The organism is Flavobacterium panacagri (genome assembly GCF_030378165.1).
In the GTDB taxonomy this organism is placed as follows: domain Bacteria; phylum Bacteroidota; class Bacteroidia; order Flavobacteriales; family Flavobacteriaceae; genus Flavobacterium; species Flavobacterium panacagri.
This window is the reverse complement of the sequence record NZ_CP119766.1, coordinates 3,226,159-3,237,750: the sequence shown is the minus strand read 5'-3', so window position 1 is coordinate 3,237,750 and position 11,592 is coordinate 3,226,159. Positions and strand designations below refer to the sequence as shown.

9 protein-coding genes are annotated in these 11,592 nt (G+C 36.8%); 7 read left to right on the top strand and 2 right to left on the bottom strand.

Going from position 1 to position 11,592, the window contains the following annotated elements; translation table 11 throughout:
* Positions 1–21 precede the first annotated feature (21 nt).
* Together P2W65_RS14330 and P2W65_RS14325 are read right to left on the bottom strand one after the other, a co-directional pair.
* Positions 22–783, bottom strand: a complete 762-nt coding sequence (locus tag P2W65_RS14330) for a Cthe_2314 family HEPN domain-containing protein (protein ID WP_289658335.1) — start codon at positions 781–783, stop codon at positions 22–24.
* Positions 784–1,033: 250 nt separating this feature from the next.
* Positions 1,034–1,726 (bottom strand): HEPN domain-containing protein, encoded by a 693-nt coding sequence (locus tag P2W65_RS14325; protein WP_289658334.1) that lies wholly within the window; start codon positions 1,724–1,726, stop codon positions 1,034–1,036.
* Positions 1,727–2,463: 737 nt separating this feature from the next.
* Here P2W65_RS14325 and P2W65_RS14320 point away from each other — a divergent pair.
* From P2W65_RS14320 to P2W65_RS14290, 7 genes are all read left to right on the top strand, one after another.
* The gene (locus P2W65_RS14320; RefSeq protein ID WP_289658333.1) at positions 2,464–2,859 is read left to right on the top strand and encodes an archease; all 396 of its coding nucleotides are present in this window, start codon (positions 2,464–2,466) and stop codon (positions 2,857–2,859) included.
* 8 nt (positions 2,860–2,867) lie between these two features.
* Positions 2,868–3,551, top strand: coding sequence for a hypothetical protein (locus tag P2W65_RS14315; protein ID WP_289658332.1), 684 nt, complete (start codon positions 2,868–2,870; stop codon positions 3,549–3,551).
* Between the two features lie 74 nt (positions 3,552–3,625).
* On the top strand, positions 3,626–6,568 hold the full coding sequence (locus P2W65_RS14310; protein ID WP_289658331.1) for a type I restriction enzyme HsdR N-terminal domain-containing protein: 2,943 nt from the start codon (positions 3,626–3,628) through the stop codon (positions 6,566–6,568).
* A gap of 199 nt (positions 6,569–6,767) precedes the next feature.
* Entirely contained in the window at positions 6,768–7,082 is a 315-nt protein-coding gene (locus P2W65_RS14305) for a hypothetical protein (protein WP_289658330.1), read from the top strand.
* Between the two features lie 585 nt (positions 7,083–7,667).
* Positions 7,668–9,248 carry an HD domain-containing protein gene (locus tag P2W65_RS14300; protein WP_289658329.1) on the top strand — a complete coding sequence of 527 codons (1,581 nt, stop codon included), beginning with the start codon at positions 7,668–7,670 and terminating at the stop codon, positions 9,246–9,248.
* Between the two features lie 277 nt (positions 9,249–9,525).
* Positions 9,526–10,584 carry a phosphoribosyltransferase-like anti-phage protein gene (locus tag P2W65_RS14295; protein WP_289658328.1) on the top strand — a complete coding sequence of 353 codons (1,059 nt, stop codon included), beginning with the start codon at positions 9,526–9,528 and terminating at the stop codon, positions 10,582–10,584.
* 20 nt (positions 10,585–10,604) lie between these two features.
* Positions 10,605–11,225: an NADAR family anti-phage protein gene (locus P2W65_RS14290; RefSeq protein WP_289658326.1), complete on the top strand. Its 621-nt coding sequence runs from the start codon at positions 10,605–10,607 to the stop codon at positions 11,223–11,225.
* Positions 11,226–11,592: the final 367 nt, after the last annotated feature.

Here is an 11,592-nt window from a genome sequence, read left to right as displayed (position 1 = left end):
CAAGAAGTGGCGTAGAAGCCGCTACTGCTTCGCTTTAGCCCTGTTCAAAAATTCTGGGAGAGTTACGTTCATAAAAAAATTGATATATTGTTCCGCTGCATTATTTCCGCTTTTAATGAACAATAATCTTTCATTTTTGTATTTTTTGATTTTATACTCCAATAAAAATTTGGGCATCATTTTTCTGAATACTTCATTTAATTCCAAATTAAATTTTTCTGAATTTTTATAAATCATCATTGGAGCTTCTATATCATCTTTTTTGGAATCTTTGAATATTCCGCGGTGCGTATTCAAATTTCTGGCTTCGATAATGTGTTCAAAACTTTTATGATAATATTCTATTACTTTTATTGATAATGAGTCTTTAACCGCTTCCGATTTCATTAAATTGTTCCAAGTGCATTTTTTTTCTGAATAGCCAAGTTCATATACTTCATTTGTAAATAATTTGAACAAATCTAGGAGAGTATTTGATTTGTGATAGAAAACTTCGGTATGGTATTTAATATAATCTAGATGAGAAATTTCATTTTCTTCATAAAATTTTTTTAATGGAAAACGGCGGAGAAAAATTTCTATTTTTCTCAAATCTTCTTTAATTTCTTTAATTTTCAAATAAATGCCAAAAACTTTATTGGCATATTTTCCTTCAGGGCTTAATAAATGATGATTGTTTCCAGACCGGCTGTAATCTGGATGTTCATGAACCTCTTCCATTGTGCGGTTGACAATTTCAAAAAATTCTTTAACTAATTTGTCGTTAAATTCTGTTATTTCCATTTAGCATTTTTTATAGTGGCTTGTAATGTTATAGTACTCTGGATTGTTTGTTACCGCACCAGCCAAATTTTTCTGATCTCTCGCCACAGTGGAGGCTAACTGGGGGAACAAATCGTCCGTAATATAAAACTGGCTTGTCATTGGGCCGATATTTTTCAAAAGAGACTTTACCTGATGATTTGCCTTCGGATTTAATTCATTCCATCTGCACTCTCTTAGCACTGTTTTTTTTCAGCTGACACTTTTACCGTCACAGCTGGTCCATTATCAAATCCGATCCAAACTCCCTGAATTCCGCTATTCGTCCGTCATAACTATTTCTTGTACTTCCCCCTTTTGTAATTTCTTCTTTTTGGATCACTGGGCCTATGCTAAGGTATAAGGAAAATCCTTTGTCAGGTTTTTCCATAAAATCTTTCTTATTCTTATTATTTAGCACAAAATTATTATAATAGAGACCTGAATCTTTATTTCTGACTGCTTTACTATAATCGGTCATGGATTGTCCGGCACTTTGAGTATTAAAAATGAACGTTTCCAAATAGTTGATTGTGTAATCTAGTTCCCCTATAAATTGATTGATATAAAACCCTATATAAATCGGCTTTTCAAGTTTATCATAATATCTGATCTTAAATGCTTTTTCAAGTATTGCCACGAAAAGGGAATCGAACTCTTCGGTTACATCACGGTTAACTTTACCCAGCAGATTTTTGAGTTTCTCAAATCTGTCAAAATGATAATTGTACCATTCTTTTTCCTGAAGGTTAAATACGATTACAGCTTTAAGATATTTTTCTACTGCTGTACTGGCAAGTGCCAATCCCTGAACTATGAAATCGTTATTCAGCAAAAAGCGGGCAGCAATATAATCCCGGTATCCGAGGTCGACAAACGTGTATCCAGCGGATAACTTTTCCATAAAATCAAAAGGTCTTCCCATAACATTACATTTTATACTTTAGAAAATCGATTATACTTATCTGTGGCCAAAGCTACTTCAAAAGTACGCAGTAATTCTGCGCAGTTAAAAATAATTCCATTTATAAGCTTTTAATACAAGGCCGAACCTAAACAATACATCTGAGATAACTGTATGCCTTCCGGAAATTAAGGATCTTTGATCCTGAAACGGTATATAATTACTATTTTGAAAAGATTTTCCATAAAACAATACTGCATTTTATTCATGAGAATTATGGCTAATTAAAGAATTAAAATATTATCATTTGAAAAAGCAGTGGCTCCCTTTATTGTTTTAGCCAATTCAGGAATAATTAACCATCTTGCTTTTATAAATTTATTTATTCAATGCAGGCATGCAGTTTATTTTCTTTCCAGCATAATACTCTTCTTTCTTTGTTAATTGATACGATTATATGCGGTAAAATTATAAAGCATCTTTTTCAACTGGCCTTTATAAGAATCAACCTTATTTATAATCTTCCAAAGAATTTTTCTAGCAATCATTATTTTTAATGTATCAATAAAAGTTATATTTTAGATGCGTAGCTATATAGCCCGTTTGGAGCCGTTTTAATCATCATATATCTTGTCAAAATCCTTAATTACAATTTTAAATTTTGCTTTTAAGATTATTCATTGATTATGCACTTGATTTGCTGCCCATCATACGGCACTTTGATTTGAAGTAATTTAAAAACCTGAGACTATTTAGAAATGAAACCAGAAGAAGCCATAGAACTAAGATTATTTTTAACAAACCAGCTGGAACGCAACGGTTTTTTCTTTATTGCAGAACAGGCCAACAAAAGGCTGCAAGAAAAATTTGAGTACGACCCTGAGCGGAGCTACTATCCAAAAGGCCCTGATCCCGAACGTCTGCTTGTAGATTTTCTTTCTGAGACCATTGAGCTTTTCAGAAACAACTCTAATGAAAATTACGGTGGAATAATTGCAAAGATCAATAAAAATCTCAATGGTGAAAAAATAGAAGGAATTATGGCCGAGCTACCTGGCGAATCGGAGCCGTATGACCTGTCCCGCCTTCCCAACTATTCTGAGGTTTACCATATGCTCGGTATGGTTCGTGAAAGTATACTAAAAAACATATAATAGCAAAGATGACTACAGCAGAAATCGATGAGATAAAAGACAATATTGCAGACGTGCTCAACAGACATGCGAATATTACACCAGCCCGTACACTTAGCCTCTTAAATATTACAGATCTGACCGGAAAACTCTATGAGGCGTCTGTGCTGGCGGAAGTTATAGAAAGGCTCGCAGTCGATGAAAATTTAACGGTAACGCTTGCCGGCACTGGAACCTTTTTGCATCTTAAACAGAAAGGCGGCCCAATCAACCGCAACTATCCTTATTTCGAAATTTCACAGGGTGGTCGTCCTGTCGCAGAGCTCTTCACCGACATCTATTTCTCTACTATTAGCAGAAGCAGAAGAGCGAATACTCTGATAAAGCAGCGCGGTGACTATCATGAACTTGACATTGCCCTGATAGCAACAGGTGTGCAGATCAGACCTGAACCCGAAGAGATCCTCATTGCAATTGAATGCAAAAACACGACATTGGAGAAAAGCACCATCAGGGAATTGCTGGGCTTTAGGAGAGAACTTTCATTCGTTGGTTATGCAGAGCCTACCACTTTTACCAACTGGCCAGCACCAGCCATCAATGCTGATCCTCCTTCAATACACATGCTGTATACCACTCATGGGTCAATTCTGCAGCATTACAGGGAAAGCTGCGAGGCATTCGGCATTAAACTTATCCATCACAGTTTGTGATCCAGAAGACGCCACAAAACGCAATTGAAAGACGCATTGCCCGCCCGCAAAGACTTAACCAGATTTAAAAATCTATGAGTGAATTTGACATTACAGGCAGAATCCTGCTGCCCTATTTAAAGGATTTAGGAATAGATCCTTCAGAAATAACCTTTGAAGATTCCTTTACCATTCGTCTTGGAAGAAACAAGCATGCAACAGGCAGATCTGATATGCTCATTAAAAGGCATGGCAGAAATCTTTTTGTCATTGAAGTAAAAGCGGAGTCCAAACAGCTTACGGATGCGGATCGGGATCAGGGAATTTCCTATGCAAGGCTGCTGGATGAAATAGCGCCTTTCACCATAGTCTCAAACGGAGCCTTGACTAAAATATATGATTCCATTACCAAAGAAGAGCTATCGGGCTGCATTTCAGAAAAATCGGCTTTCTGGAGAAATGAATGCTCATTGTCTTCAGATGAGGATTTAAAGCTCAGATATGAGGCTTTGAAAAACTTCATTGCCATGTCTCCTGAAAATCTGAGGGCCTTCTGTGAACTGCAGGTTAATGACCGCATGGGCATGATCATCGGCGATTCCGACAGCCGCTATGCCAAATTTATCAAAAAACTTTACGTACAGCGAAAAGATCTGGGGGATGTATTTGAAACCTTTGTGGCTTCTGGTGATTCCGTATTTGGTCTGGTGGGCGATGCTGGAGTAGGCAAAACCAATGCTATGTGCTCTCTCGCCCTGCAGAAACTGGAGGACTTCTTTGTATTCTTCTATAACTGTGCCATCATCACTTCTCCCACAGAGTGCATTGCCCAGGACCTCAATTTAGCTTTTTCAAGCAGGATTGAAAAAGATGTTGCTCTGAAAAAACTTGATGAAATGGGACGTTATGCAGGCAAAACCGTCCTCATATTCATCGATGCCGTTGATGAAAGCACCAATTCCAGCATTGCCCAAGAATTAAGTGAAATGGCTCTAATTGCAAAACATGTTGATAAAATAAAGATAATTATCAGCTGCAAAACCAATATATGGGACACCGTCCTTAAAATCAAAAATAAGCCTACGCAGCTTTATCAGGAAGCGGACAGCTTCCATAGATTTAACAGCAGCTTGAAAAACCCGGGCTATCATTTGACTGATTTCACTGATGAGGAATTAGCGGCCATTCTTCCCCTGTATCAGACGGAATTTGGTTTCAAAGGTGACATTTCCGATAAACTCTTTCCCGAATTAAGGAACGGATTCTTTTTAAAGATATTCTGCGAAGTCTATGCGGAAAAACAGATTCCTGAAAAGATCAGCGACAGGGAACTTATTGCAAAATACCTCAAACAGACCCTTCAAGAAACAGAGATTGGCTTTGAGGCCGGAACAAGAACGCTTTGCGCAATTGCAAACCTGCTGCTGGATTATACCTACTCGCATACGGAAGTTCATAATAATGACGGTATAGATGTCAACCATATCATTGAGAGGCTAAACTATGCTCTGGACCAAAAAATACCGGAAGACCTGTTCACCCGAAATATCCTGATCAGATCCAACAATGAGGATTCTTATAATGTATCATTCTACTACTCGAAAATCCGCGATTACGCCATCTGCTTCCAAATTTATAAACTGGATAAAAAAAGCAATGGCGACTTTTATGATGTCCTCACCCATTTCTATCAAAACCATATTGGCAAAAGCGCAATTGACTTTTACATTGAAAATGCTTCCCACTCCCATAAAAGTACACTGGTTTCATTTAAGAAAGACAAATGCCTGTCCTACCTTTCTGCCTATAATTCTTATCTGGACGAAAATTTTTCCGCTTTCAAGGAAAAGTTTACTCCCCATACAGCAGGAGAAATCGGTATTATACTGCCGGAAGACCTCATCAAAGGCGATGGCTATGCCTTATTTCCACTATCGGAAAAAAGCATTGACAATGTGGTACATCTTAACCTCCGTAATCCTTTTGAAGCTCCATACAAAAACAATCCTTTTTTACAGACGGGCGCCAAATCATACAGAACAAGCAATATCTCTCTATTGGTGGAAGACAATGAGACAATTGTAACACAGTCTATTTTCAGCCAGCTTCGGGAAATAATCGGCAAAGAATCCATCCCTACTTTCAGCTCAGATACGCTTCTTTTCGAGCAGCTGGCGGCCATAGTGTATCACTATCATGAAAAATTGAACTACAGCTACAAAATAGAAGATTATTACATGCCCCGATATGAGCAGATTTACCCTATTGACCTTTTGGATCTGAAAAACAGGTTAAATCTCTTTAAGATCAGAGAGCATTACAGATATAAAAATATTGCACGGGAGGAACTGGCGGAGATTATTGAACGAACCATATCGGAAAACCTTCCGATTCCTAAATTCACAACAAAGGGCCATGTTCCGCCATTTGAGGGGCTTTCAAAGATAGTGGATCTGCTGCTTAAGAAGGGCTACCGTCAGATTGACGCACACTATCTGCCGCTTGCCGATGTATCCCTAAAGGAAACAAAAGAAACGTACCATCATAGTAGGATGCAGAATTCCAACCGCATGCGGACGGTCCAGTTCAGTGAAAGTCAGGCCAAGGAATATACCGCAAGCTTTTTCAGGCACCTGGAATCCTGTTACAAGGAATTTGTGGAATACAATTTTCCGACTTTAAAAGATTCTTTTGAATTCTACAATACCATGCCGCACGAGTACATTGTTTACCTTAAGGATGATGACATCCTGCAGTGGGGTGGTTTTGGCTACCGCCATTCTGATTCAGGTGATTTCGGTATTTATTTCAAAGGTTTCCAAGAGGAAGAAAAGGCATTTGCCGAACAAGGAATCATATGTGTAAAGCATTTCTCAATGGAACTGATCCTTAAGGTCCAAGATTCATATCGATATAACGTGCAGATATTCGAGGGAATAAGCGCTTCAAAACTCGAGGAAAATTGCGTCATAAGAAGCTGGCTATACAAAATGCTTGAAAGTGACATCGATGACATACTAAAAAAGTATGAGCGCTAAATTCTAAAATAAAAAAACGCAGCAGCAGAATATTCACTGCCAATAATCCTGATTTTCTGTATTGCCACATTTCTATCATCAATGTAGAAGTTACAGTCAAAAGCTTAACTCCGGCGAAAGGGTAAAACCAAAACGGAAACAGTAAGCACAAGAAGGCTTTGGAAACTGCAAATGACAAAAAATAAATTTAACGAAGAGCATGAAAGAAACCATACAAAACATCGTTAACAACCAGATCAATAAATTGACCGCATATCTTGATGCTCTTGCAAAAAATGACCTGGAGGTCAAATCGATCGATATTGACAGCAGTTACCTTGCTGAGAACTTCAGACAGACCCAGACGTTTTCAAAATGCACAGAATTTAAAGACCTATATGACAGTTTGCCAAAAAACAAACCGGTCTTATATTGGTTCAGCTTCGATACATCAAAACTAAAAAATGAAACTTTGCAGCAGGCACTTGCAAGCATAAACGGACTTATTGAAAATAGAAAAATTGCAGGTACCTAAAATCCAAAGAGAATCCAAAGGGACTCTTTATGTGGGTAAAGTGAAGGATAAATTCCATTACAGATTCGTCAACCATTTGGGTCATTCTGTAAATGGCAAGACTGGAAGCCTTCAGCTGACCTATTGGTACGACACCTTTCTGTATGGCAATCTAAAATTAAACTACATAGTTCTCGACGAAGAGCTGAAGACCTTAATCGGGATATTTGAAATTGAACTGGCCAAAAAATTAAAACCCTTGCTAGGTTCCCATAAAAACTAGAAAAATCCTTTAATTATAATGAAAAATCAAGTATAAACCCTCTATTCCAGCCCTGAAAAAGTATTTATTTTTACGCGCAATCTTGCAGCAAAAATAAAATCAGTCCCAATTACAGGCAGCTTGCTTCGCAAGATGAAGAAAATTCGCAGATTAATCTGTCTCCATTTTTTTGCCATATGCTGCAAAGCCCAGGAACTTAGTAAAATATTCCTGAAAAAAATTCCAGCGATCATGGCTGAGAGGAATAAAAAGACTTATTAATTTATACGGGCAATTAGAGCTGCTTTTTCAGAAAAACAACGATTTATATTAAATGCAATATTATGATTTACAATTACAGAGATAATTACTATGGAAGTATTCTTGATCCTTTACACGGCGATATCAAACTTTCAGAAATTGAAAAATGGATTATAAAACATCCCATCTTCACCAGGTTACGAAAAGTGAAGCAGAACACTTTTTTATATTATGTCTTTCCCTCGGCAAATCATACACGATTTGAACACTCTATAGGAGTAATGCATTTAGCAGGAAAAATATTTGATTCCTGCAAGGAAAACTTTGCAACCGGGCAGAAAAAAAAAGAAAAGTATTCCATTAAAGGACAGAGCAGCTTCTATAATCTTAATAATCTAGAGGATCGGGAGGAGTTTTTTTATCAAGAATTAAGATTGGCTGCTCTTCTGCATGATATCGGGCATGGCCCGCTATCACATCTTTTCGATAAATTCGCAATAAGTAAGGATGCTTTTCTAAAGATTGTGGAAGACTCAACTGTGCTCAAAAATTATTATTTAGGTTTTGAAAAGCTGATTGCGGCCAATAAAAATAAAGTGGAGCATGAAATCATTTCATGCGCATTTATTTTTATTCTTATTGACGAATTAAAGACAAAGCACATAACCGATGAACATAAATTTTCACCCTCGGCCAAGATTGTAATTGAAAGCCTATCTGCTGAAAGGATCGTAAAATTGATTGAACCTGATTTTGAAAATCTGGATGAGTTTATCGATTCAAAAGAGAATAATTACACCTCTTTCTTTTCCCGCATCATCACATCATTTCCAATTGATGCCGATAGGATGGATTACCTTTTAAGGGATAGCTATTTCTCCGGAGTGACCTACGGTATCTACGATATCAATAGGATTTTCGCTTCATTTATGGCTAGTAAAGATGCTCATGATAATGTATATCTAGCGTATAAGGAAAGCGGATTGGATTCCATGCTGAGATTTATCCAATCCAGAACCCACCTATATAACCAGGTGTATTTCCATAAAACAAACAGATCGGCCAATACAATGCTCGCTTATGCGAGCGCATCAAGTAAAACATTAGGTACCAAGCTTTTGAATAAGAGTAAAACGATACAGGAGTTAATGGATTTTTACATTAAAAACAGTGATGAAGTTTTTTTGAATGACACTGCAAAAACGGATGTGACTATTAGGGACTCTGAAAAAGAGGTTCTTGAAGAATTGTTGGAGAGAAAATTATTCAAGCGGGTTTATCAGGCAAAAATTATATTGACTAAAGACAACTTCGATGACTTTGATAAAATAGAAAAAATAAAGGAAGCTATAAATGAAAAATTAAAACCTTTTGTTACAGAGGATATATTTGCAACTACTGATATTTATGAAAATAAGACCTTCAAGGATTCGGATATAAAATGTATCATAATTGCGCAAAAAAGCAAAGGGAGTTATCAGTTTAATGCGCAATGGGAAAATGTAAGTAAAGAATTCTCGCTGATGAATATGAATGTTGTAATGGTTAGGATCTACTTAAGAAGGACATTTACAAGTTCCAATGATTTCGAAAGGAAAAAGAAAACTATTCTGGACAGTGTTTCATCTGAACTTTCTGAGCTGGAAAAGTATGCAAATACCTGATTCCGAATCCGAAAGCAAAAAAAACAGGAAGGCCTTTAAGTTATGGGATATTAATGCAGTTGCCTATATAATTTTTAAGCTTCTGAATTAATGCAATTTCCCCGGATTTAATGCTAGATCAGTTCAAATGATAATTTCAAATGGAATGCTTATGTTTTACTGAGCAGAAAGCTGGCACGAGTCTAAATTTCTTTTGTAATTTCAACATATTGAATTTTCTTTCTTGTACCATAAAGAACAATATTATACATTTATATTTTATTGAAAACTAACATAAATGCAGGAAACCGCCGAAAGGATATTTAAGATTTTACAGGACTACCATTGCGATACCCCTGAGACCGACTATAGGATGTCGGTAGAACATATAATGGATTGGGCGGGCCAATTTGATGACAGTGCGGAATTTGTCCTTTCCGAGTTGCTTCATTTTCTGCCTGAAATATACATCTCCAAAAGCAAAGCGTCGGAACTGCTTGAAAAACGTCTGGTCAGATTCCAGACTTTCTACAAGTATGCCACCATGCAGGAATTTATCAACAATACACATTTCATCGATACTCAAAAGGCTGAAAAAAGCCAAAAGGAGATCATTGCAATAGTGAAGCAGATTCTTGATGAACGGTTCGGAGTAAATTATGAATTATTAATAGATCAGCCCAAAAAACATTACATCTACTTTGACGATGTTTTGGCAACGGGCGGAACAATTTATAAAGATCTGCATAACTGGTTTTCTGAAAACAATAATCTGGATGAGGTATTGAATAAGCAGAAGACCATTGCCATAAGCCTGTTCTGCTATCACCAGCTTGGGTATGAAAATATGGAATGGGGCCTAATGAAGCAGTTTGACGATAAAATTCAAAATTTTCTGCTTGTCGGGTTTGACTACAAAATTGAAAATCAGCTTAAAACTAAATGGGTTGCAGAAAAACAAAAGCTCAATTGTATCTATCCTATCGAAAAACAGTCAAAAGAGGTATTGGAGTATTTGGCATCACTTGAAGCGGAAAACTCAAAAATTGCCCCTTTTAGACCGGCAAACCTGCCTTTTGAAGAAACTTTTTTTTCAAGTCCGGAAAACAGAGTGCGTTTTGAAAGCATAGTTTTGGAAAAAGGCCTGGATCTGATCAAAAAAATAAAGAAAGTAAATCCCGATCCAAGAAAAAGGCCTCTGGGAGACACCGTAAAATCGCATCGCACCCTAGGGACCGGCACTTTATTTTTCACGTGGAGAAATATTTCCAATACATGTCCCGTTGTATTTTGGTGGGATGTCCCCGGCCATGACTGGATTCCATTATTTTGCTTGAGAAATAGGGGTATTAATTAATTTTTTCCTTAATTTGCAGTATGAAAATATCTGAAAGAACATATAATAGTTCTGATGTTATATCTTTTAAAAGCACTAAAGAAGAATTCGGGGGGCTGTCCAATATGGCACCCGGTTATTCTTTACGCGTTAATGATATAATTATACCCTCCGCCGAAGCATTATACCAGGCATGCCGATATCCTCTGTTTCCCCACATCCAGGAAGAAATCATCGTTCAGAATAGTCCGATGACCGCTAAAATGGTCAGCCGCAAATTCAATTCTTATACCAGACAGGACTGGGAAATGGTGAAATACGACATCATGTATTGGGTTTTAAAAGTTAAGTTATCGCAAAACTCTGAGAAGTTTTACAAACTATTGGAAAGGACCGGCAATGCGCCTATCGTTGAATTATCCAATAAGGATAAAGATTGGGCTGTCGTTCCTGAGGGAAATGGCAAACTAAAGGGAAAAAATGCACTAGGCAGGCTGTTGATGCAATTAAGATCAGAGTATGTTTTTAACGACAACTGCATCAACTGCGTTGAGCCCTTGAATATACACGGATTCAATCTTTACGGGTCGGAAATTGATACGGTATGCAATCCACTGGTTGAATACGAGAACCATCTGTTATTTGATTTGGATTATGCATAATTTAACTGATTAAACTTTGTCTGGTTAAAAATCAAAATCTTCTATTTAAGAAAATAATTGATGCAAAAAGCATCAAACAGCAAAAAGCCTGGAAATCTAAATTTCTCAGGCTTTTTTACTTTCTAAAAAAGCCTTAAATCCTACCAGATTAAAAAATGCAATTAACATTAACCGCTGCTTTCTATAAAATCTCAAAGAGTAAGTCAGATCATTTTCCTTCTTATATAAATCATCTTTCCTACCAACTGCACTATCACCGGTCAAAATCAAAATAAAGAAAATCACATATAAAAAACCAGAGAGAAAACCAATAACTAACTAACTAACTAACTAACTAACTAACTAACTAAAAAAAGCTTTGTAATAG

Bases quoted from the DNA above. Each gene is read 5' to 3' on its own strand.
- P2W65_RS14305 (WP_289658330.1), top strand. From the start codon at position 6,768: ATGAAAGAAACCATACAAAACATCGTTAACAACCAGATCAATAAATTG.
- P2W65_RS14330 (WP_289658335.1), bottom strand. From the start codon at position 783: ATGGAAATAACAGAATTTAACGACAAATTAGTTAAAGAATTTTTTGAA.
- P2W65_RS14325 (WP_289658334.1), bottom strand. From the start codon at position 1,726: ATGGGAAGACCTTTTGATTTTATGGAAAAGTTATCCGCTGGATACACG.
- P2W65_RS14290 (WP_289658326.1), top strand. From the start codon at position 10,605: ATGAAAATATCTGAAAGAACATATAATAGTTCTGATGTTATATCTTTT.
- P2W65_RS14300 (WP_289658329.1), top strand. From the start codon at position 7,668: ATGATTTACAATTACAGAGATAATTACTATGGAAGTATTCTTGATCCT.
- P2W65_RS14295 (WP_289658328.1), top strand. From the start codon at position 9,526: ATGCAGGAAACCGCCGAAAGGATATTTAAGATTTTACAGGACTACCAT.
- P2W65_RS14320 (WP_289658333.1), top strand. From the start codon at position 2,464: ATGAAACCAGAAGAAGCCATAGAACTAAGATTATTTTTAACAAACCAG.
- P2W65_RS14315 (WP_289658332.1), top strand. From the start codon at position 2,868: ATGACTACAGCAGAAATCGATGAGATAAAAGACAATATTGCAGACGTG.
- P2W65_RS14310 (WP_289658331.1), top strand. From the start codon at position 3,626: ATGAGTGAATTTGACATTACAGGCAGAATCCTGCTGCCCTATTTAAAG.